At 26.2% G+C, this 24,677-nt stretch carries 20 protein-coding genes; 13 read left to right on the top strand and 7 right to left on the bottom strand.

The annotated features are described in order from the left end of the window. Window positions 1-56 precede the first annotated feature (56 nt). Window positions 57-1,790, bottom strand: coding sequence for a sensor domain-containing diguanylate cyclase (locus KGF36_RS04345; protein ID WP_227841934.1), 1,734 nt, complete (start codon window positions 1,788-1,790; stop codon window positions 57-59). A 439-nt stretch (window positions 1,791-2,229) separates the two neighbouring features. Next, a complete protein-coding gene (locus tag KGF36_RS04340) occupies window positions 2,230-4,464 on the bottom strand; it encodes an EAL domain-containing protein (protein ID WP_227827290.1) in 2,235 nt (744 codons plus the stop codon). Window positions 4,465-4,875: 411 nt separating this feature from the next. On the opposite strand from KGF36_RS04340, the gene KGF36_RS04335 reads away from it, so the two are divergent. Beyond that, window positions 4,876-5,685 (top strand): MerR family transcriptional regulator, encoded by an 810-nt coding sequence (locus KGF36_RS04335; RefSeq protein ID WP_227827291.1) that lies wholly within the window; start codon window positions 4,876-4,878, stop codon window positions 5,683-5,685. 447 nt (window positions 5,686-6,132) lie between these two features. After that, complete coding sequence (locus tag KGF36_RS04330) at window positions 6,133-6,819, top strand: hypothetical protein (RefSeq protein WP_227854567.1); 687 nt, start codon at window positions 6,133-6,135, stop codon at window positions 6,817-6,819. Between the two features lie 43 nt (window positions 6,820-6,862). Here KGF36_RS04330 and KGF36_RS04325 read toward each other — a convergent pair whose 3' ends face one another. From KGF36_RS04325 to KGF36_RS04315, 3 genes are all read right to left on the bottom strand, one after another. Next, window positions 6,863-7,537, bottom strand: coding sequence for an MgtC/SapB family protein (locus KGF36_RS04325; RefSeq protein ID WP_227432770.1), 675 nt, complete (start codon window positions 7,535-7,537; stop codon window positions 6,863-6,865). Window positions 7,538-7,757: 220 nt separating this feature from the next. Then, entirely contained in the window at window positions 7,758-8,312 is a 555-nt protein-coding gene (locus KGF36_RS04320; RefSeq protein WP_227827293.1) for a cysteine hydrolase family protein, read from the bottom strand. Between the two features lie 78 nt (window positions 8,313-8,390). After that, window positions 8,391-8,669 carry a winged helix-turn-helix transcriptional regulator gene (locus KGF36_RS04315; RefSeq protein ID WP_413926581.1) on the bottom strand — a complete coding sequence of 93 codons (279 nt, stop codon included), beginning with the start codon at window positions 8,667-8,669 and terminating at the stop codon, window positions 8,391-8,393. A gap of 312 nt (window positions 8,670-8,981) precedes the next feature. Between KGF36_RS04315 and KGF36_RS20135 the strand changes: the two genes are divergently transcribed. Next, entirely contained in the window at window positions 8,982-9,116 is a 135-nt protein-coding gene (locus KGF36_RS20135) for a hypothetical protein (protein ID WP_255287760.1), read from the top strand. Between the two features lie 195 nt (window positions 9,117-9,311). Then, window positions 9,312-10,097 carry a GNAT family N-acetyltransferase gene (locus tag KGF36_RS04310; protein ID WP_227827294.1) on the top strand — a complete coding sequence of 262 codons (786 nt, stop codon included), beginning with the start codon at window positions 9,312-9,314 and terminating at the stop codon, window positions 10,095-10,097. Window positions 10,098-10,192: 95 nt separating this feature from the next. On the opposite strand, the gene pdaA is transcribed toward KGF36_RS04310, so the two are convergent. Beyond that, window positions 10,193-11,017: a delta-lactam-biosynthetic de-N-acetylase gene (gene pdaA, locus KGF36_RS04305; RefSeq protein ID WP_227827295.1), complete on the bottom strand. Its 825-nt coding sequence runs from the start codon at window positions 11,015-11,017 to the stop codon at window positions 10,193-10,195. 223 nt (window positions 11,018-11,240) lie between these two features. Between pdaA and KGF36_RS04300 the strand changes: the two genes are divergently transcribed. Both KGF36_RS04300 and KGF36_RS04295 read left to right on the top strand, forming a co-directional pair. Further along, window positions 11,241-14,360: a helicase C-terminal domain-containing protein gene (locus tag KGF36_RS04300; protein ID WP_227854566.1), complete on the top strand. Its 3,120-nt coding sequence runs from the start codon at window positions 11,241-11,243 to the stop codon at window positions 14,358-14,360. 17 nt (window positions 14,361-14,377) lie between these two features. Further along, entirely contained in the window at window positions 14,378-14,977 is a 600-nt protein-coding gene (locus tag KGF36_RS04295; RefSeq protein WP_227827297.1) for a ribonuclease H family protein, read from the top strand. 184 nt (window positions 14,978-15,161) lie between these two features. On the opposite strand, the gene KGF36_RS04290 is transcribed toward KGF36_RS04295, so the two are convergent. Continuing rightward, the gene (locus KGF36_RS04290; protein ID WP_227827298.1) at window positions 15,162-17,285 is read right to left on the bottom strand and encodes a peroxiredoxin; all 2,124 of its coding nucleotides are present in this window, start codon (window positions 17,283-17,285) and stop codon (window positions 15,162-15,164) included. A gap of 264 nt (window positions 17,286-17,549) precedes the next feature. Here KGF36_RS04290 and KGF36_RS04285 point away from each other — a divergent pair, with 264 nt between their 5' ends. The 7 genes from KGF36_RS04285 to KGF36_RS04255 all read left to right on the top strand — a co-directional run bounded on the left by KGF36_RS04285 (window position 17,550) and on the right by KGF36_RS04255 (window position 24,367). Next, window positions 17,550-17,798, top strand: a complete 249-nt coding sequence (locus KGF36_RS04285; RefSeq protein WP_255612780.1) for a hypothetical protein — start codon at window positions 17,550-17,552, stop codon at window positions 17,796-17,798. A 164-nt stretch (window positions 17,799-17,962) separates the two neighbouring features. Continuing rightward, window positions 17,963-19,354: a UbiD family decarboxylase gene (locus tag KGF36_RS04280; protein ID WP_227827300.1), complete on the top strand. Its 1,392-nt coding sequence runs from the start codon at window positions 17,963-17,965 to the stop codon at window positions 19,352-19,354. A 123-nt stretch (window positions 19,355-19,477) separates the two neighbouring features. Then, window positions 19,478-20,947 carry a VanW family protein gene (locus KGF36_RS04275; RefSeq protein ID WP_227827301.1) on the top strand — a complete coding sequence of 490 codons (1,470 nt, stop codon included), beginning with the start codon at window positions 19,478-19,480 and terminating at the stop codon, window positions 20,945-20,947. Between the two features lie 64 nt (window positions 20,948-21,011). Next, complete coding sequence (locus KGF36_RS04270) at window positions 21,012-21,605, top strand: GAF domain-containing protein (protein ID WP_227432784.1); 594 nt, start codon at window positions 21,012-21,014, stop codon at window positions 21,603-21,605. Window positions 21,606-21,786: 181 nt separating this feature from the next. Continuing rightward, window positions 21,787-23,133, top strand: coding sequence for a tetratricopeptide repeat protein (locus tag KGF36_RS04265; protein ID WP_255611364.1), 1,347 nt, complete (start codon window positions 21,787-21,789; stop codon window positions 23,131-23,133). A 180-nt stretch (window positions 23,134-23,313) separates the two neighbouring features. Continuing rightward, window positions 23,314-23,685 (top strand): CidA/LrgA family protein, encoded by a 372-nt coding sequence (locus tag KGF36_RS04260; RefSeq protein ID WP_227827303.1) that lies wholly within the window; start codon window positions 23,314-23,316, stop codon window positions 23,683-23,685. Beyond that, window positions 23,678-24,367 carry an LrgB family protein gene (locus KGF36_RS04255; RefSeq protein ID WP_227827304.1) on the top strand — a complete coding sequence of 230 codons (690 nt, stop codon included), beginning with the start codon at window positions 23,678-23,680 and terminating at the stop codon, window positions 24,365-24,367. Before KGF36_RS04260 ends, KGF36_RS04255 begins: the two co-directional genes overlap by 8 nt. Window positions 24,368-24,677: the final 310 nt, after the last annotated feature.

Here is a 24,677-nt window from a genome sequence, read left to right as displayed (position 1 = left end):
ATATTGTAATAAAAATAGTTAGGTTATATTAATATGGAATATACTAAATAAGTATATTATTCACATATTCTGTAACAATTTTTACCACTTGCTTTTGCTAAATACAAAGCTTCATCTGCTTTAGAAAATAAGTTTTTATATGATTTACTTGAATCTGTAGCAAAAGCAATGCCAATACTCAATGTTATTTGATGATTGTTTTTTGCTTTTACTTTACTTACATCAGTTAAAATATCATTAATGCTTTTTATTACAGAATCATTTGATAGCGATTTCATAAATATCATAAACTCATCTCCGCCGATACGAGCAACTATATCCTTATCATCTGTATTTTGCATTAATATTTTTGAAACAGCAACTAAAACTTCATTTCCTTCTAAATGTCCAAAAGTATCATTTACAGTTTTAAAGTCATCAATGTCAATAACCATTAAAGCTTCACTATTTTTTTGTTCAGTATTGATGAGATACTCATCTATAAAATTTTCTGATGCTTTTTGATTATAAAGCTGTGTTAATGGATCTCGTTGAGTTTGAGCAATTAATTTTTCTAATTTAGATTTATCTTCAGTTATATCTTTCAAAACACCAATTGTTTTGATTGGATTATGATCACCATCATAGATAACTGAACATTGAACACGAATCCATCTCCACTCATCTTTAATTAATGATTCTAACTTTCGTATTTCAATTGTTTCACGAAGGTTTCCACGAAGTACTTCTAATAATTTACCAATATCATCAAGATGAATACTTTTCCCATCTTTTAATATGTTGGAATAATTTCTTGTTTCAAAATTTTCTAGTTCAATTTTTCGGTCTATTTCAACTCGTTGATATCTTACAAAATTATCATTTTCAATATCATATTCAAACATAATATCTGTAATATTTTGTAAAGCAATACGATATCGTTCTCTTTCTAACTTTAATTCAGATTCTATATTTTTTAGTTGGGTGATATCTGTAATAATGCTATTAATTTTTACAATACCATCACTATTTAATGATTTCATTCCAGAATCTAATACCCACATTAATGTTCCATCTTTTTTACGTATTCTATATTCAGATGAATAGGTAGAGCCTTTTGCAAAACATCGTTCACAATCTTCTAGTGCTTTAGGTAAATCTGGTGGGTATACAGCACCTACTGCAGAGCCACCACTCATTTCCATAAACTCATCATATGTATATCCTAATATTTTAGGTAATCCCTCATTGACATAGAAAAATGAATATGTATCATCATCATTGCTTCCTTTTAATCCACCATTGATATTATTGGTAATCATTTCAATTACTTCTGTCTTTTCCTTTAGTAATCTTTGCAAATAATCATAACTTTGTGTTCCTATTTTATTAGGGAAGAATTCATCAACTTGCATTTCACTGTATGGGTTTGATATGTGCATATGTCTCACCAATAATTGTCCATTGTTTTCAATTATTTCAAATGTACAACGCTGACATACCTCTAAAATCATTTGGTCATTTTCTTTAGTACGAATAGTATATTTTCCTACTACGATACATCTATATTTATCTTCACTTACAACTTCAAATGTTTCATTATTCATATCACAAGAAGGAACTTCATTTTGACCAGCATAAAAATAGTCTTTTATTTCATTAAAAGAAGTGAGAAATTCTTGTTCTCCTGGACCAATCCAAGTAATATCTTTTGACATATATCTTAATACCTCATTAATATCTCGATTTACATAAAAACTCATTAAAATATGTCTTACCAATTCTGGTGCTTTTTTTGAGAGTGTGCTCATGATATTCTCCTTTCTTACTATTATATAAATTAATTATATTATATATTAATACTTTTAAATTAGAAAACTTTGTTGAACTATGACCTTTTTATGAAATAAGAAAATTTTATGCAATATTTTAAGTAAAAGTAGGTTTTTTATATAAAAACTTAATTTATCTGTGTTAACTCTGATTTATAGCATCAAATGATTTTATTATAAAAACACAAATAAATTAAAAGTAGTTACTCTAAATAGCTTAGTGCCCTAAAATTAAATTAATTTTATTGCATTATATATTAACTTATAGCACATAGTGGGAATTTTATCATCAATTTGTCGAACGATTGTGATTAATTATATAGTAGAATGCTTGTTATTAATTATACATAAATTGGAGTTTTAATTTAATAAATCTATAAAGGTACTTATAATTTATTTATAGTTGACACATTTAAAATTAAATATCTATTAAATTTTTTATTTTATCAACATCTATATACATACCTTGTGCAATAGACCTTCCATCAATTGCAGAAAGATTACATTGTTTATACATAACTGTAACAATTTGACCATTACGCTTTATAAATCTGTATAAAAAAGGTTCAATCTTATTTGTATCAATCATTTCTAAGCTTTTTTTATAAACGAAGTCTAAATCATCTGGATGAACAATTGCTCTTAAGTTGCCACTCATTTCACCAAAAAATTGTTCTTTTGTATAACCTATAATATCAAACATTTCTTCGTTCATATATGTAATAATCATATCACCAAATAAATCATAGCGAATGATACCTACAGGTAGCATTGAATAAAATTGTGATAAAGTACTACTTTCATCTAGATGAGTATTTGTCATTTTAGGTATTGAATATGATTCAAATTCATTTATATAGCCAGCAGTTTTAATTAAATCTAAATGTATTTTTGTTAAGATTAATTTATTTTTTGAAATAATACAATTTGCACTAAAATAGAAATTACTATAATTTTGACAACCTGTAGTTTCATCAGATAAAACAGCTTCTCCACTAATTAGTAATGAATCTGAACTAACATCATGTGGAGTTATACTTTTATAAAGAATAGAAAATTTTTTACCTTTGATATGTTTTTCAAAGTATTCTATTACCTCAGGAAAAGATGTAAGTTCTTTTTTGTTATAAAAATCAAACCATTTAATATTTTCAATAACATTTGCTCTTAGTTTTTGCATATCTTGCATAATAAAAAATGCATCAAAGATTTTTTCTATTAAAGATTTTCCTATATCAGAATATTCAATAGACATTTTGCCTGAAGTATTTTTTTTAGATAGTAACTTTTCAAATTGCTTACATTCCATAGGTTTTGCATAATAAAAACCTTGAGCAATGTCACAGTTTATGCTTTTGATAAACTCTACTTGTTGTTCTGTTTCAACCCCTTCACACACTGTAAGTATACCAAGAGCTCTTGCAATATTTATTATAGAATATAAAATTGTTGTATTTTTAAAATCGTTTAAGTTATGAGATAAAAATATTTTATCAATTTTTATTACATCAAAAGGAAGGTTTTGTAACATACCAAAAGATGAATATCCAGAGCCAAAATCATCCATTGATACAGAAAAACCAAAAGAACGCAATTCATTTAGTTGTTGAATAATTGTATTTGTATTTTCTATCAATATATTTTCTGTAATTTCAATGCTAAAATTTGATGTAGCTACATTATATTTCTCAGCGATACTTTTTAAAGTGCTTGGAAAATTAGGGCTAAAAAAATGAAGACGAGAAAAATTACAACAAATTGGAACAAACACATCATTGCTATCAATCCATCTTCTTATATTTATACAGTTCTGTTCGAATAAATATAAATCTAATTCTATTATCAATCCAGATTGTTCAAATAAAGGTATAAATTTATCTGGAGTGAGAAGCCCTTTAAGAGGATGTCTCCAGCGTGCAAGTGCTTCACATCCAACTATAGTATTACTTTTTATATTATAAAGTGGTTGATAAAATACCTCAATTTGTTTATCTAATAAAGCGTATGATATTTCTGATAAAAATTCTTTATCATTTTCTAATTTATTATAAAAATTATTATCTTTAAAATCAAATGAAATGTATCTATTCTTACCTTCACTTTTAGCTTTCTTTAAAGCGCTATATACTTGATTTAAAAGTATTAAAGTAGTTATATCTGATTTACCATCCCAAATTGCACTACCAATACTAAATGTAACATTAGAATAGATTTCTTTTTCATTAGGAAGTTGTATTTTTAATTCCCTAGCGCATTTTATAATAGATGTTCCCATATCATCTAATTCTTCCTTCGATACATTTGGGATAGCAATTAAAAATCCTTCTCCTTTTAAATGGCCAACTATTCCTTTAGATTCTGGAACATAATACAATAGTTTTTGAGTAAGATTAATTAATAAATTTTCTCCCACTAGGTATCCATATATATCATTGAATAATTTAAAGTTATCAATATTTAATAACATAATTCCAATAGAAGTATTTTTTGAAATACAATTATCAATATATTGGTATATAAATTTTCTATTTGGTATTTTAGTAAAAAAATCTATTTCGTTTGAGACTTTTAATTTACAATTTCTTTTCTCTAAATCTTTAGACAATAGTTCTACTTTTTTATTTAACATTTTTATATAATCATAATTTGGCATAGTATTCCCCCATAAGATACTTTGATTTTTTGATAATAACTGTGTTTATACTAAAAATATTTAAATGTTAATTAATATTTGAACAATATACTGAAATAATATATTAATATCATTAAATTTATAAAGCGATATTTCGGAAATAAAAAATAGTGTATAAAAATATAATGGCATAGGTGTAAATATAAAGTCAAATATATCTTTTAAAAAGCTTAAAGTCAGAAATGTCATAATCAATATTATAATAGAATAATGAACAAAGTATAGATATATTTAGATAGTTAACTAAATACAATTTATTTTTGAAACCTTGTTTTAGAAGATTTTTTAGTATATTCTAAAATAGAATTAGGAAAATAGACGAGTTATTTATTTTTAAGAAAAAATATAATTATGGAGGACTTTATTATATAAATGAAAGATTATTATAAAATAGGAGAAATATCTAAAATATATGGTATAGGTAGAGATTCTTTAATGTACTATGAAGAAATAGGAATTCTAAAACCATTTAGAGATACCAATGGATATAGAATGTATAATATATCTGATATATGGAAATTGAATTTGATAAAAGAATTTAGAAGTTTGAATTTTCCAATGAAAAAGATAAAAGAATATTTAGATGATAGAAGTATAGAATCTACAAAAACTATATTAAATGAAGAACTTGATTTAATTGACAAAAAGATGCTTGAGCTTGTAAGTCACAAGGAAAATATCATAACAAGATTAAGTTCAATTGAAAGTGTGATTCAAAATACTAAAATAGACGAGATAGAAGTTGTATATATAGAAAAAAGGAAAGCCTTAGAATTAAATGCTGATATAGAAAGAGATGAAGATTTTGATTTCTTAATTCAAAAGCTTCAAAAAGAATATGAAGACAGATTTAATATACTTGGAAATAATAATATTGGTTCTGCTTTTTCTATTGAAGCAATCAATAATGGTATCTTTAATGAGTTTAAGTCTGTATTTTGTTTTTTGGAAGATAATGAGGAGATATATAATATAGTTTTTGATGAAGGGTATTATGTAACATTAAATTATACTGGAAGTAACTCCAATAATAAAATATATATGGAAAAAGTATTTAGATTTATAGAAGAAAATAACTATAAAATAAATGCGGCACCAATAGAGATATATAAAATAGATATACATGAAACTGGAATTGTAGATGAATTTGTAACTGAAATTCAAGTTCCTATAACTAAATAGCTAAATTTTAATGGATTAGACAATAAATAATATAAAAAAATGTAAATTTACCACTAATTTGCCACCGTATTATAAAATCGGTGGCAAATTATATTTTAAGACCTTCTAAAATATTTACTGTTTCATTTTTCATTTTATGAGTGACATAAGAGTAAGTCTTAATTATATTTTATATTAGTTAAAGTATAAGTATATAGTGCTTAGATTGAAAATTAGTAATAATTATCTTTATATTTATATCCAGTTAAGAATATATAATTTTGATTTTCGACAACATTTATTATTTGTTTACTATATAATTTAATTAGTAATGTATAAAGAGGGGGATATAGGATGAAAATTAAGGAATTATTAAAAATTAATATCAACATTTATCAGACATAAATCTTATTAGATTAATAGTTATGGATGATAAAGTAGTTAACTTAATGTTTTGGAGGGGAATTTATGTTTGAGAAGTTTAAAGTATTAAAAAGTTGGCAAAAGATATTAATTGTTATTATAGGAATTTTATTATTACCATTAACATTATTATTATTTTCTATTTTATTTTTAGTAAAAAGTATAAATAAAAATAGTAATAAATTAGTAAAAACATTAAAAGTTGTTATAAGCTTATTTGTGGTATTTATACTCTTAATGTTCAATTGGGTATGGTGGGGAGCAACGCTCAAAGTAGCAACAGAACCTAATTTGAATGAGCAACAAGTAATAAAAAGAAAAGAAGAAGAACAGGATATAAAAGACAATGAAGTAAAAGAAAAACAAGAATTAAAAGCAAAAGAAGAAAAAGATAAATTAGAGCAACAAAAGAAAAAAGAGTTAGAAGAAAAGAAAAAACAAGAGGATTTAGAGTTAACTCAGAATGAAAAGGAAGAAAAGGAAAAAGCAGAAAAACTTGCTAAAGAAAATGCTGACAAGTCAACAGAAAACGCTCAAGCTCCAAATCCTAAGACTGAAGAATCAAATCCAACCAACCAAAAAACATCTGAAACTGTATATGCAAATGGAGGAAAATCTAAATCAAATAAATATCATTCTTCTCCTACTGCACATAATATGGAAGGTGCAATTTCAATGAGTAGAGAAGAAGCAGAAGCAAATGGATATGTAGCTTGTAAAACATGTTATTAGTAACAAAGAAATAGACTAGTGTTTAGCTAGTCTATTTTTTATATTATATCTCTAAAGATTCTATAAGAGGATTATCACTAAACAACTTTAACAGATTCGTCTTTTTATATCCTTTAGGTAATTTAGTATAGATAATTACTTCTAGCCAATCTCCATCAATGCGTTTAATATTCATATTTATAATTTCAATTTTAGACTGTTTAAATTTTTCTTCAATATATGAGATTGAATCGGTGCTGTTAGAAATTTTAAGAGAAACCTGTTCTGCTGTAGGGAGTTTCATCCATTTCCTATCTCTATGAAGTAGTATTTGAGTGATAACGATAATAATGCTTGAAACAATACCAAGTAAGTATAATCCACAACCAATTGCAAGACCTGTACCTGCTGTCGCCCATATACCAGCAGCTGTAGTAAGTCCGCTTACTGATTGATTTCTGATAAATATTAATCCTGCTCCTAAAAAACCTATTCCACTGACAACCTGTGCTGCAACTCGAGCAGGGTCTAAACCAATACCTGGAGTACCTACTACATCATCAAATCCATATTTGGAAACAATGATTATAAGTGCTGATCCTAGTGCTACTATAAAATGAGTTCGGATTCCAGCTTCTTTTAGCCTATTCTTTCTTTCATATCCAATCAAAGCTCCACATAAACCAGCAATAATGATTCTTGCTATATATTCAAATTGAATAAGTATATGATTATTCATCTATCTAGCACCCCCTTTTATGTAATATTATATATACTATAACACTACATTTTTTATGTGGATATAGTAACATTTGAAAATTATATGATTGTTGCATCTAAATCTAAAATATGAAAAAGTATTTTATGTATATAAAAATGGTATAAGGGATATATAAGATTATATGATTAAAGAGCAAACTTAAATTAATTAAGATTACTCTTTATAATAGTAAATATTTTTATTTACAATAATTAGACAAAAAAATGTCTGTATTTTTTATATCTGCAAAACTATGTTGTAAGGATGCCATAAATACTTGATGTACAGTTTCAGAAGAAATCTCTTTGTCATCCCAAAATAAATTTTTTGTTGTGCAAGCATCGCTTATAAGAGTAATATCGTATCCAAGTTTCTTTGCTGTCCTTACACTTGTATCAATACACATATGACTCATCATTCCACAAATCACTAATTTATCTATGTTTTTTTCTTCAAGACAACTTTGTAAACACGTTTTAAAAAAACTATCTGGTGTATGTTTAATGATAATTTCTTCATTCTCAAGTGGAAAAACAATTTTATTTATCTTTGAACCATAAGTGTCAGGTAGAAAGAATGATGCAGTTGAACTCATTGATATATGCTGTACATGAATAATTGGTAAGTTATTTTTTCTAAAGAGTGTCAGTATTTTTTTAGCATTTTCAGCAGTTTTTTCTGTATTAAATAATTCACATTTCCCATTTTTAAAATAATCATTTTGAATATCAATTAAAATTAAAGCTATAGACATATTTATACCTCCTTATATGTTTTTATTATAATACTGCTAAATGAAATGTAAATTACTTACTTTTTGGTATGTATAGAACTATTTATTATAACAGATTCCTTTATTGTCTAAAAATTCTTGTTGTCCATGTTCAAGCATATATTCTATACCTATTTCTTGCATTATCTCTACGGCTTGTAACATTTTTTTGCCACGATTAGTAAGAAAATATTCAGTATGTAATGGATATCCAGTTGAACTGATTTTATCAACAATACCAAATTCTCGAAGTTCTTTTAACTGTTGGATTAACATTTTTTGACTTATTCCATCTATACTATGCTCTAAGTCAGAGAATGTTTTATTACATTGTCTCAATTTAAATACAATTATAGTCTTCCATTTTCCTTTAATGATATCATGTACAATTTCAAGAGGGCATGTATATTCATCTCTTATTTTTATAATATATCACCTCCATAAAATGATAATAAATTATATCACTGCTTTTATAATAGGACAAATCTATATGAAGTATATATAAAATTTGTGTTTTATTAAGTTCTAAATTTCTTCTAATATAGTTCACACTTAGTACATAAATAGTTAGTAATATATAAGTAAGTAATATATTTGATACAAATTAAATAATTTAAAAATAATTTATGATAATTTAGAGGAGGAAAATATATGAATATATCAAGAAAAGCTATGAGAATAATAGAATTAGCACAAAGGATTGCAACTAAAAGAGGTATCTCAGTAGAGGAAGCTTGGGATGAGGCATTAAAAGAATATAAACAGAAATACCAACATATTGCATAGAAATTTACAAATATAGTTCAATTTTGTAAAGTAGAAAATATCATATAATCACTGATTGATTTTTCTGAAAAAATTATGAATTTACAAATTTAAATTATTTTAAAAAATTTAGAATATTTAGTAGAAGTTAATAACTTTAAATGATACTATAAATTATAAGGTATATCATTATTAACACAAAAGGAGGATGTACACTTGATTGTAAAAATAGATAATACTTTAGAAAAAAAATTCTGGCAATATGTATCACATGAAGAAAGTTTAAACTTATTTATAATTGGATATGTTGAAAACTATGGATTTAGTTCTGATTCTCAAGAAGTGTGGTCTCAGACAAAAGAAGGAAGTATAACTTCTATAATATTAAAAAATAAATCAACATTTATAATCTATAGTTTAGAAAATAATTTTGATGTAGAAGAAATGGAAAGCCATATAAAAGGATTAGATATAGAAAGTATAAGTGGAAAAAAGTGTGTAATAGATAGACTAGTGAGTATATACAAAGATTTTTATGAAAAATTGGATAATAAATTTTGTATATTAAAGAAAATAAAAGAGTTGGATTTTTCTACTATGAATGAATATAGGATAGAAAAGGCATATGAAAAAGACATTGATGAAGTAGGAAAACTTTTAAATGAATCAGGATATAAGGTAAGTCCAAAATACATAGAAGCAAGAAAAGAATACTTAAAAGAAGGTAATGTAAGAGGATATTTCATAAAAGATAATAATATTATGATTAGTACTGTATCAACTGGTATGGAAACTAGTTTTTTGGCAATGATAGTTTCTGTAAGTACAGACAAAGAGCATAGAAAAAAAGGGCTTGCTAGTTATATGGTGTACAATTTAAGTAAAGAACTATTGTCAGAAGGGAAAATACCATGTCTTTTTTATAATAATGAAATAGCAGGAAAAATATATCATAGTATAGGATATGAAGAGACAAATGAATGGACAATACTTTTTAAATAATTCTAAAAACACAAAACTCCATCAAGAATTAAAGTATTTATAAATAGATTTATTTTTACTATAATTCATGAGGGAGTTTTATTTTAATTAAAATGTTATTTTTTACTGCTTAAATAGTCAAGCGTTTTAAGCTTGTAACCTTCTTTTTCCCAATGTGTAAGTACTTCATCCAATATCTCAGTATTAGTTGAAGAATTTGGATGTAATAGAACTATTGCACCAGGATGTGTTCTAGAGTAAATTTTGTTTTTAGCAAACTCATGAGTAGGTTGTTTCTTTTCATACCAATCTACATAAGCAAAACTCCAAAATATAGATTTATAACCCAAGTCTTGTGTGTATTTTAGAGATTGTTCACTAAATTTACCCATTGGTGGTCTAAAATATTTAGGCATTTCTTTTCCAGTAACATCTTTATATGCTTTTTCTACACTTACAATTTCTTCTTTGAATTTTTCAAAATCTGTAATTCCAGCCATTGATGGATGACTTTTTGAATGATTACAAACCAAATGACCTTCTTTTTCCATACGTTTTATTAAATCTGGATTACTTTTTATATAACTTTCAACTACGAAAAACTGTGCCTTTGCATTGTGTTTTTTTAGTGTATCTAGTAACTTTGGAGTGTTCCCACTTTCATATCCAGCATCGAATGATAAGTATATAACTTTTTCATTAGGGTTTCCTACATAATATGAGTCATATTTCTTAAAAAAATTGGCTTCTTTTATAGGGGAGGGTTGTTTACCATCCTCTCTAGGGTTAAAATACCAATCGTATTCATGTGTATCAAGTGTTGGACTAGAAATTTGAGTTTTTGTTTTATCTAGTGATTTAAAGTTCATACTAGCAATTCCAAAAAGTATTAGAGCAAATGCCCCTATCATAATGTATTTTTTTAGGCTATCTTTTTTCACAATGTCACCTCTTATTTAAAATTTCAAGTAAATCTTTCTTACAATATAGTTTGAATATTTATAGTTAAAAATATTCATATATACAAATAATAAATTAAAGAAGTTTTTTTTAAGATATATAAAATAATATTAATTATCTTAAACAAAATACATATAAATGATAAAATATAAGGAGCAATTATTGTGTAGAAGTTAAATTGGATTAACTTGAAGGGATATAAAAATGGATAATATAATAAGTATATTGAATGATGTTGTTTTTTTAGATATAGAAATTAGTGGAATAGACTATTTAAATTCAGAAATTTTAGAAGTTGGAGCTGTTAAAATTGAAGATTGGGAAGCTGAGACATATCAATCGTTAATAAAAAATAAAGCTGAAGTGCCTATAGAAGTATTCTCTCTATGTGATAATCTTAAGAAAATTGATTTAGAAGACGCTTTTAATCTAGAAATGGTAGAAGAGGAGTTAAGAAATTTTGTAGGAGATAGTCTGATTATATGTCATGATTTAAGTTTTAAAAGAAAGTTTTTTGAGTACTATATGCCAAAGCTAAAAAATAAATTGATTGATTCAATTGAGTTAGCAGTTATTTTAGAGCCATATCATAAGGATTATAGTTTGGGGTATTTAAAAAGTATTTTAACTAGCGATAAATCTGAGACCAAGAATAGAGCTTTATCAGATGCTATTGATACTATAAATATTGTAAATTCTCTTTTAATAAGATTTAATAATCATGAGAAAGCTAGTCTAGAGCCATTAAGTTTTAAAATAAATTCCTATCTAAATAAGTTTAATCTTGGAAAATGGGAATGGAGTAAATTCTTAGAAGAAGCAAACTATGATTTATTTCATGATGTAAGTATTATAAAAGAACATGAAGAGTTTAATCCAAAAGGAGAAAATGTAAAGGAAAAAGAAACTTTAAAAATTTTACGTGAGCAAGAAAAGAAATATGAAGAATTATTAAAATATAAGCATATCTGGGAAAGTAAAGAAGGATTTACATATGAATATAGACCAGGTCAGTATGAGCTTACTAAGGCAATACGAGAATTGTTTAGAAATAATGAAGATGACAAAAAAATTGCGTGCATAGAGGCACCAACAGGGATAGGAAAAAGTGTTGGATACTTATTGCCAGCTATATTAGAAGCCAGAATTAATAAAAAAAGATTACTAATTTCTACCGATACAAAAGAATTGCAGATACAATTGATAAATAAAGATATTCCAAATGTGTTAAATTCTTTAGGGTTAAATGGTAAAGTAAGTTATGGATATATAAAGGGAAAAAACAACTATATATGTATAGACAGATTAGAAGCATATATAGTAGATTATGAGTCTCAAGAACCTACTAAAGAAGAAATCTTATCTTTAATATTTTTAGAAAGATTAGTTGAAGGTGGCAAATATGGAGATATAGAAGAAATAAACTATTGGGTGTTGGATAACTTCAAGGAAATAAATACTCACTTAAGAAATATAAGTTGTGACCCAAACATGTGTAAACCTAAAAAATGTAAAAAAGATTGTCTATATAAAAATAGGATAGAAGAGTTAAAAGATGAACATATAACAGTAATAAACCACTCTTTACTGGCTAAATGGCCATATAAAGATGAAAAGCCTTTAGAAAACATAATAGTAGATGAGGCTCACAATTTAACTGAAAAAGGATATGATTTTTTTTCAAGTATCATAAATTCAAAGTCTTTAAGATACTTATTGCAAGAAATTTATCCTTATGAATTTATACAAGAGAGTAGTTTTATGTATAAAAAAACTAATAGAAACATGAAGAAAATAAAGGCTTTTGATAAATTCTATCATATATTAAAAATTGAAAGAAAAGATAAACAAAAGATTGCTAGGAGTATAAATCTTATTATTGAAGAAATAGATTCAATATTATCATTTGGTAACTGTAGCGAATATAATAATGTAAGCAATTATAACTTAAGATGGGAATTAAATTTACAAATAGATGAAGTAGCAGGAAAAATAAAAAAAGATGATATAGATGCTGAAGTTAGCTATAGATTATATAGTGAAAAGATAAAACTAAGTTGTGAAAAAATAATAAAAAATTTAGTTTCAATAATAATTGTAATTTATAGGAATATTGATGATGATAGTATAGATAAAGAAGCAGATATATATAAGTTTGGAAAAGCAAAGACAAGAGATTTAGAGGATATAAAAATTGTTTTTGAAATTTTCCTGGAGTATGATGAGAATGACGACTATGCAAGAATAGTTGAAATTGAAAAGAATTATAATGATTTTGAATTTAGAGTAGTTCCATTAAAAATAGCAGATTTGTTTGAAGAAAATATTTTATCGCAGTTAGAGAAAGGAATATTTTTATCAGCAACCTTAAGTTTATCTGAAAACATGTCTTATTTTAAAAATACATTGGGAATAGATAGGGTTAAGAATATAGAAAAAATTATAGAACCAATTTTTGATTATAAGAATATGGTTTCTGTAGTCGCATTTTCTGATATTTGTGAGTATAAAAATACTGAATTTCCAAATGAAATAAGTAAAATTATATCGAATATATCACGCATTACAGAAGGGCATACATTAGCTCTGTTTAATAGTAAAAATAGACAAGAAAAAACTTATGAGATATTAAAAAAATATTTGCATGGTTTAAATTTAGAAATTTATGCTAATAAAAAAGGTGTTAGACATCTTAATGATTTAAATAGAAAGTGTGTAGTACTTGGTTCAAAAGGCTGTTTTGAAGGAGTTGATATTCCAGGCGATGGTTTGGTATGTGTAACTTTGGACAAACTTCCTAATTTAAACCCTAAAGACCCTTTGTATTATACTATAATGAAGAAGTATAATGTAGATTATTATAGTATAAATTATCCGCAGATGACTATAAAAGTAAAGCAAGCTATGGGAAGACTTTTAAGAAGTAAATATGATTATGGATGTTTTGTGATTTTTGATGTTGGCACTAATATAAGCACATTAAAAAGGCTAGAGCAAGATTTGCATGGTTGTAAAATTTTAAAGATGAATAGTAATGACTTCTATACTTATGCAAAACAACACTTAAATAAATCTAGAAGCCTAATACTAAAATCTGTTATATTTGATACTATAAAAGCATTACAGGTCAATACTAAAATAGATAATGATGACGTTGATAAAAATACTATAAAAAAAGATATCAATGAAAATATAAGGCAAAGAGCTGTAAAAGGAGAGGTATATCATATAGATATTGAAAATAAAGATATGAAAGTAAAATATTTCGATAAAAATTATTTGATAAATCTAGATGTATTTATGAGAGAAAAACATAAAAACTAATGGTGGGAGTGATATATTTGGCAAAACAAAAGTTTTATGCTGTGAAAAAGGGCAAAAAAATTGGAATATATGATACATGGGATGAGTGTAAAAAACAAGTAAATGGATTTTCAGGAGCTGAATACAAGAGTTTTGCTACATTACAGGAAGCAAAAGAATATGTTTATGGAGCAACAAAAACAATATTTAAAGAAGATGAAGAATTTATAGAGGCATATGTTGATGGTAGTTATGAGCATTCAATAAAGATGTATGGTTCAGGTGTTGTAATTCTAAAGAGTAATGAAGTCATAAAAACTTATAGTAAAAAGGGAAATGAGCAAATTCTAGTAGGTATGAGAAATGTGGCTGGTGAGATAGAAGCTTCTAAAATTGCAATGCAGTACTGCATTGATAATAATATTCAAAACCTGATTTTATATTTTGATTATGAAGGTATTGAAAAGTGGTGTACTGGAGTTTGGAAAACAAACAAAGAAGGAACTATAGCATATAAAAACTTTTATGATAGTATCAAAACTAAGTTAAATGTCAAATTTATGAAAGTTAAAGCTCATTCTGGAAATAAATACAATGAAGAAGCTGATAAGCTAGCTAAAAAAGCTATTGGTATATAATTAGAAATTAGCATACCGTTAAAAATTTATTGACTTATAACAAAAAAAGCAGGATTGTATTATAATAAGATAAGTTTCTGATTTCAAAATAATTGATATTATTATCAATTAAGTAAAGCTCATTTAATATAATGCAATCTGCTTTTTTATATGGCAAAATTATAAAATTTTATATTATGTCTAATTAGAATTGGCCATAAAGACCTTCAAGTTCTTCTTTTAACAATTCAGGGTCATTTATACCAATAGACATAGTTCTAGCTAATATATTTGCCTGGTCATAAGTTGATGTCCAAGAGAATACACCACCTAAACAGTTTCTAAGCACATATTGAGTTTTTAGGAATATGGATAATGAATCATCATATGACATTGCAAATTCTCCATCTTTAACTAAATATGGAACCTGAGCAACTCTATCAAATCTATATTCATATCCATTTTTATTTATATAATCTTTTCTAAGTTCATCGTAAGTTCTTGTTATAGTAGCACCTAATCTTCCATAAAATGGTAGACCAAGAAGGATTTTTTCAGAAGGCATTCCAGCATTTTCAAGGTTTCTGACCATTGCATCAACACTATATCCTGGTAAGGATAAGTCTGAATCAAAAAGGTTTGCTTGATGTTTTCTACCATTTGGTCCTGTTTCACCTGCTGTGAAATCATAACTCATAAGATTAAAATAATCTATTATTGGAGCTATTTTATCTATTTCAGCACTTGAGTTTATATATCCCATATCTCCTGTTCCAGCTACACTAAGCCATTTTTCATCTCCTATAACATCTCTTATAGCTGTTAGTAAAAGTGTGAAATTTTCTCTATCTTGAGGTCTTGATTTTATACCAGCTGCACCACTTCCAGGATATTCCCAGTCTATATCTACTCCATCTAAAGCATATTCATTTATCATTTGATTGACTTGTCTTGCAAAGTTATATCTAGATGTAGGAGTCAAAGCTGCATCAGAGAATCCCTCAGCTCCCCAACCGCCAATGGCTACAATTACTTTTAAGCTAGGTTTTTCAGCTTTAAGCGCAAGTAATTGGTTTAAGAATCTAGGATAAGGAATAAATAAATTACCATATTGGTCTATTTCAGCAAATGCGAAAATAACTGCATCTAATAGCTGTGCATCTACATTAGTTGGATTACCAAGAACATATTCCATTACAATCGGATTTATATCTGGACAATTTATATTTTCAACTATTGGATTATATGGGTCATTTATTTGTGGTCTAACTAACTTTTTTGAGTCTTTTAATGTTTTCATAGCTATTTTTTTAGAATTTTTTTCACTTGTATAATCATAATTTTTGTAATTTTGTTTATAGAAATCCTCATAGCTACTATCTTCTTTATCGCATTTATCATAGCTATTATCCTCTTTACTACATTTATCATATTTGTATTTTATTTCATCGCAGGATTTATCTTTAAGTTTATTCTGTTTGGAGTTATGAATTTTGTTAGTATTTTTAGTATGTTTTTGTTCGCAATCACAACTATCTTTAACATCCTTATTGTATTCTTGTTTGTGGTCATGAGATTTGTTTATACACTTAACATTTTCTTGTTCGTAATCATTTTCAATATTTTTAGTATGTTCTTTTTTACAATTGTAAGTATCATCAATATTTTTAGTATATTCTTCATCTGTGTAATTATCTGGCACAAAGCATAGATACCAATCCATACATGAATACTTTTTATTACAACTATTTACTCTATTTTTTAACTCTTTATAGTTTTTAGGATATGGCAAAATAACAGGCATTCCAGGGAACCAGTTTGCAGGAGTAACTACATTATCTCTATCACTAGTTTGAAGAGCATCTACTATTCTAAGTATTTCTGGTATATTTCTGCCTGTAGTCAATGGATAATAAAGAATAGTTCTTAATATTTGATTATTATCTATAATAAAGACAGAACGGATGGTAGATGTATCACTCATTGGTTTTGATATCATGCCATATAATTTGGCAATTCTCATATCTCTATCTTCTATGATAGGGAATGGGATTTCTACACCTGTAAGTAAAAACATATTGTACATCCAAGCTAAATGAGAGCTATTGCTATCAACACTTAGGCCGATTAATTCTGTATTTCTTTTCTTAAATTCATCATAATATTTAGCAAAGCATAAAAATTCAGTAGTACAAACTGGTGTAAAATCACCAGGATGTGAAAATAAAACAACCCAATTACCTTTGTAATCAGATAGTCTAATAGGGCCATCTGTTGTATTGGCTTTAAAATCAGGCGCCTTGGATCCTAAACTTGGCAAATTTGGCATGTAAATCACCCCTCAATAAATTATCATTTATTTCATTCTATTAATTAGCACAGATTAGTGTTACTATTTTATTAAAATGAAGGAATACTAATGTCAAAAAAAGATATTTATTAAAAATATTTAATATTTTCGTAATATAAATGACAATAATAATTGCTATTTTTTTACTAATTTGGTATAGTAATGGATAAGGGGTAGTGTCAATATTAGTGATTATACGAGGTGATTGAATTGAAAAAAATTCTAAGAATTTTAGTTATCTCCATGATGATATGTTTTGCAATGACTTTTGCATTAGTATTAATAAATTCAGTTATGGGAGTACATGTAGGATTGGATTATTACTTTTTAATGGCGAGTGTGCTTACAGTATGCTTGACTACAGGAGTTGTTTTATGCAATGCTAGAAAAATATTTGCTAACAAAACTATACATACAACAAGAATGAAAAATGTCAGTGCTAATAAAAAACAAAAAAGTCATTCTAGGGATATAAAAAGAAAGATATCATAATTTATGTAAAGGAAATATTTATGTATAAAATAATGATTGGTAGGTAAAATAAAAACACGATTTAACTTGTGTTTTTATTTTTTTTCAGGAATTATGATATAATAACCAATAAGAAATTTAGTTTATCATAAATATAAATATTGCTAAATAGAGAGGGAACTATAATGAATTTTAGAGATTTATTTGAAAAAACTGTAGATTTTATTGATGAAAAAAGAAAATCTATAGTAGCAGTTTCATTATCAGCATTAGGCATACTTGTTTTAATCATAGTATTTTTCTTAAGTAGTAATGAATTTAGTGTAGGAAATGAAGCAAATGAGCTGTTAAAAATTGTAGAGAAAAGACAATACTCTATTGCTGTGGATTACTATGCAAGTGTAGATAAAAAGTTTTCTGATTCAAAAATGGAAAGATTTAATAAATCCGTTTCTAAAAAAATAAATAAATTATTATTAAATAGTGGTGACAAATATTTAGATGGAGATATAAGTCAAGAAAGTTTTATTGGACTAATAAATACAGTAAAATCATTAGATAAAATAAATATAAATGTAGATGATTTAATAACTCAAGCTGATAGAGTTGGAGAAATGTATAAAGAAGAAAATATTACTTACAATGTGGCAATTGCTTACATAAATACTATTTCAATTTTAAATGGTATAGGTGGTAACCTAGATGTATACAAGCAAAATGTAGAAACAATTAAAGAATCTAGAGATGTTTATGACTCTGCAATAAAAGACCAAAAAGTATATAAGTATTATGATGCTATTGAAAAATATAATAAAGTATTAAAAGAAGACGAAAAATATTACAATCTAGCTCAAAACGCTAAAAAACAATGTGTTGAAGAAATGTATGATTACTATATAAGTAAAGCAGAAGAAGCAAACACTTCTGGTGATTATGAGAAGGCATTACAGTATATAGACTATCTAAAAGAAGACTATTCAGACGATGAAAAGGTACAAAGTTTAGAGAAGAAGTATAAAAAGAATTTATCATTGTATACTTTAACATCTGATGACATTATAAATATAATCTCTAAAAAAAGTGGGAAAGAAAAGGCAAATCTATCTATAAACTCACTTCCACAAATGGTAAAAAACGATAAATACTATTATGCTGAGGTATATGAGTACGATAAATTAATAAATGAAGTTTTAATAAGTGCAAAAACTAAAGATTTATATTCATATAAAGATGGTAAAAAAGATTATAAGGTAGATTATGGAGAAGGATATTTTAGAATATTAGAAGATGGAAGTTATCAATTTGGTATTACTAAAGATAAAGCTAAATTTGTGTTGACTAATACCCTTGATGAGAAAGAAAATAAATATAAAAAGGTTGATATATTGGATATAGAAAAAGCTGATAAATATGTGAAAAGTAAAAAAAGTTTAGAAGAATTATTTGGAAAACAAAAAAATATTTATTATTATGCTGTAGTAAACAAAGGATTATTTAGAGGAAAAGAAGTTTATGCTATCAACATATACAATGAAAAAATATATTCCATATCAGAAAAAGGATTAAGTGAATATTAGTTATTTATATCAATAATGTTAAATTATTATATAATTAAAAAGTTTTTGGTTTTTTAAGGCATATTATGTAGTAATATAATAGTAGGTGTATATAAATAATTTTATTGTAAGGAGAAGTAAGGGATGATTAATGTGAACAAAAAGCTAGTTATAGCTATTGGAGCTGTAGCATTATTATTAGTAATATTTGTAGGTATAATGTGCATGCAGTTCAAAGGGGAGAAAATAGCAAAAAACACATATGTTAATGGCATAAGTGTTGGAGGATTAACTAAATCGCAGGCTAAGCAGGAGTTAGCTAAAAAATACAATTTAGATAATGTTGAATTTAACTACAACAATAGAAATTGGAAAGTTAAAAGTCAAGACTTAAATTTATCTGCTGATTTGGATAAAACTGTAGAAAATGCATATAATCTAAATAGAAAGAATGGTTTCTTTAGCAACTTATCAAAAACTATTTCAGCAAATTTTGGTAAAAAGAGTGATTTAGTAGTAGTAACAAATTATGATAAAAATAAATTAAAAGCAGAAATGGAAAAGATAGCTAAAGAAATAGATGTAGAGGTAAAAGATGCAACGATTGATATAAGTAGTGAAAAGGTAAAGGTTGTACCAGATTCTGATGGACTTAAAATGGATATTTCTAAGAGTATGAATAGTTTTGATAGTCAGGTTAAAAAAGGAAAGTATACAAATAAGTTAGTAGTAAAAGCTACTTCAGCAAAAATAAAAAAAGAGCAACTTGCTAATATAGACACAAATTTAGGTAAATATGCAACAACATTTAAAACTTCTCAAGTAAATAGAAGTATAAATATAAAATTAGCAACAGATAGTATAAGTAACATTTTACTTATGCCAGGAGAAACTTTTTCGTTTAATGAACATACAGGAAAAAGAAGCAAAGCAAATGGATATAAAAGTGCTCCTGTTATAGTAGAGGGAGAAATGGAAGATGATTATGGTGGAGGAGTTTGCCAAGTTTCATCGACACTATATAATTCTGTTTTATATGCAGGCTTAGAAATTACTAATGTAAAAAATCATACGATACCATCAAGTTATGTTCCAAAAGGAAGAGATGCTACTGTTGCAGACAGTGGAATAGATTTCCTATTTAAAAACAATCTTAAGCATCCAATTTACATAAAAAATTACGTTTCAGGAAATCAACTTGTTTGCAATATATATGGAAGTGCAGAAGATAAACAGAATATAACAATATCAACAAAATTAGATGGTGTCTCACAAACTACAATGAAGAGGGTCAATGATTCTTCAATGCCTAAAGGAAAAGAAAAAGTAGATAAGAGTGGAAGAAATGCATACTCTGTATCAACATATAGAACATTTAATGATGCAAATGGCAAGAAAATTAAAACTGAAAAAATAGCTAATTCATATTATCCTAAGAAGGAAGGTATTATATTAGTTGGAACTATGGAACCAAAACCAGAAGAAAAGCCAAAGACAGATGAAAATAAAGATAATCAAAATACAAATAACCAAAATACAGATAATAAACCAAAACCAGAAACACCACCAACTGATAATAAACCTAGTGAGACACAACCACAACCACAAGCTTAAAGTTCTCAAGAATAGGATTTATGTAGAGTATTAAAAAATATAAATCTAAATAGGAGGGATTACTTTGAATTTAAATAATATAACTAATTACGTTCAAAGTATTTGCGAGAATATTTCTAATGTGTTAGATGTAGATGTTACTTTAGTTACAAAAGATTTAACTAGGATAGCAGGAACAGGAATATTCAGAGGTAAAATAGGAGAAACAATATCAGAGAAATCTGTGTATTCTCTTGTTTTAAAAGATGGAAAATCCTATGTTATAAATAAGGAAATAGAAGAGAACTGCAATAAATGTGCAAATAGAGAAAACTGTAAAGAGTTAGCGGATATATGTACTCCTGTTAAAATGGGAGAACATATACTTGGAATCTTGGGTATAGCTGCATTCAATGAAGAGCAAAAAGAAAAGATACTTTCAAAAGATAAGGAGTTAACTGCTTTTGTAAGGAGTATGTCTGATTTAATATCTTTTAAATTGGATGAACTATACAAACAAGAGGTTAAGACTATGGATGACCTTGAAAGAGAAGCTATAGAAAATGCTATCAAAAAATATGGAAGTAATACAGAAGGAATGAAAAAAGTAGCAGAAGCATTGAATATAGGCATAGCTACACTTTATAGGAAAGTAAAAAAGTTCAACATTAAAAGTTAGTAATATTGTAAAAAAGGTAACCTTTTCATAAAAAGAATGGGGTTACCTTTTTTATTATGAGAATAATGGTAAAAAATGTATAGTTTTGACTTGACATATTAAATATGTTATCTTAAATATATATTTTGAAGTGGAGGTGAGTATTATTTTAGTGAAAGATATAAAACAAGATATAGAAAACATGCCTAGAAAAATTTTAGATATATCTTTGATAGAAGAAAATAAAAGCGATTTGACTTTTTTTAACATAGAAGAAGAAGATGGTGATGAGACACTAAAAGCATTAAAGCAAAGTTATGTGACTACCAATTATAAAGAAGAGACTCTTTTAAATTTACAAGGAGCTTTGAAGTCAAAGTCAGACACAACATCAAAGGAGTTAAAATTAGAATCATATAAGAGATACAATAATGCATTGGATTTAGCATATAAAGACTATATAACTAGTGCTATTAATATGGTAAATAAAGCTTTAGAAATAAATCCTAAAGATATTGATATATTAAATCTTAGAGGGCTTCTAAAGTTATTAAAATGTGACTTTGCTAAAGCATTTGAGAGTTTTTATACTGCTCTATGTTATGAAAATAATCATATATCAAGAAAATATGTTAATTTAATTTCATCTGAAGATTTCAAAACATTTTTAGGCAGATACAATCATTCTATAAGGTTTATAAATGAAGAAATGAATTATGAGTCAATACATATTTTGGAGAATATAGTAGAGGAAGAACCACAACTAATAGAACCATATGTAATCTTATCTTTATTGTATGATAAACTAGGTAATGTAAAAAAGAGAGAAGGATATTTGGACAGACTCAAAGAGATAGATAAAGATAATCCAGTATTTGAAAAAGAAGAAGAAAAACAAGAAGATACAAGTAAAAAAGAAGAAGAAAAACGAGTTAAAAAGAAGAAAAATAGCTTACCATATATTGTACTTGCTTGTATTGTAATTGCAATGGGTGTATATTTTATTCAAAGTAAAAAGAGAATAGAAACCTTGAATAATCAAATAAGTAAGAAAGATGAGAAGTTAACTGAAACTGATAAAAAACTGGGTGAAACAAATAAAGAATTAGAAAAAACAAATAAAGAGTTAGATGAAGCTAAAAATAAAGAACCAGAAAAAGAAATAACTGTAGCTAATGAGGAAGATTTATACTATGAGGCTTTGGATTTAAAGAAAAATAAAGAATATGAAAAAGCGATAGATAGTTTCAAAAGTATAGTTTCCTCAGGGAAAACTAAAAAATATATTTCTGAATCAATATATCAATTAGCAATAACAAATAAAGCATTGGGAAATAAGGATGAAGCCATAAAGTATTATAAGAAGTATATAAATACTTATACTAAAAATGACCAATACTATGATGATTCATACTATGAGTTAGGCATGCTTTATTATGATAATGGAGATTTAGAAAATGCAAAAAAAACTTTTTATAGTTTAAGAAGTGAAGTTCCAGATAGTATGTATAACAATTCAAAAATAAAAGAAATTTTAAGCAAAAAATAGATTTATATAATTAAGTTTTTTGAAACAACCAAGTATGTATTTTATTAAATTAAAATAAAAATAAATTTAAAGAGAGATTGTATTAAATCATAACTTTCTGTTTGAAGAAAGATATTTGCTTGTTGATAAAACTACAAATATATGGTTTGAAACAATCTCTTTAGTTTTTGGAGGTGGAAAATGAAAGTTTTCAATCAATTAGTAATAATTTTATGTATATGGGTAATAGGAGAGTATATAAGCTCATTTATACAAGGTGTTATACTTATTCCTGGGAGTATAGTTGGCATGCTATTATTATTCCTATTGCTACAATTTAAAGTGTTGGATTTAAGTAGTATAGAAAATATAAGTGGATTTTTCCTTGATAATATGGCTGTATTTTTTATACCAGCAGGAGTATCACTTATAAAATCATTAGACCTAATAAAAGAAAATGTATTAGTACTTTTGCTAGTTATATGTCTAAGTACACTAGTGGTAATGTATACCACTGGAATTATAGTGGAAAAAATGATAAAAAAGAAGGAAGAAGGGCAAAAGAATGTATAATGTATTACAAACGCCAGTATTTGGCATAATAGTAACAATCGTGTTTTTTAATTTAGGGAGATACATTCAGAGAAAAACAAATAATCCTATATGCAATCCTATGTTAATTGCTATTGTAGGAATCATATTATTTCTAAGCATAACAAAAATTCCTTATGAAAACTACAAGATAGGAGCAGATAGCATAAATTTCTTTTTAGGACCTGTTACAGTAGTGCTTGCAGTTCCACTTTATAAACAGTTTGAATTATTTAAAAAGCATATGCTTGAGATTGTTATAGGAATAGGTTGTGGTATAATAATTTCCTTTGTATCTGTATTAATAATTGGTAAAATAGCTAATTCAGATGTAAGTATAATAAATTCACTTATTCCAAAATCTATAACAACACCAATGGGAATATCTTTAGCAAATTCTTTAAATGGTGTAGAGTCAATAACAGTAGTAGCTATAATTTTTACAGGTATTTTTGGGGGGATGGTTGCTTCTACCGTATTTAAACTTGGAAATATAAATCATCCAATTGCTAAAGGAATTGCACTTGGGACATCGGCACATGCTTTGGGAACAACTAAAGCTTTTGAACTTGGAGAAGTGGAAGGAGCGATGAGTGGAGTTTCTATTGGGGTTTCTGGTACAATTACAGTAATATTAATCCCGATTATAATGAATTTTATATAAAAATATAAAATAACAATAGGTATCTTGAATTCTTAAAACAAAATAAAAATAAAAAAATTTTAAAATAAAAACTAAATTAAAAAAATGCAAATAATGAAATAAAAAAATCATGTGCTGAAATTATAAAAACAAAAATTTCATTTAAAAATTAATTATGAATAAAGCATTATATGGTTAAGTTTACTAAAATACTATAAAAATAAATATTTAAGAAAAAATACTATAAATTTACTATATTGCAAGTTACATAATATATAGTATCATATTGTGCTAGAAGAATTTTAATTTGAAGCATAAATGAGAGAATTTA

The sequence above is a fragment of the Clostridioides sp. ZZV14-6009 genome (assembly GCF_020658095.1).
GTDB lineage: Bacteria > Bacillota > Clostridia > Peptostreptococcales > Peptostreptococcaceae > Clostridioides.
The sequence above is the reverse complement of the archived record's forward strand: the minus strand, read 5'-3'. Positions and strand labels throughout refer to the sequence as shown.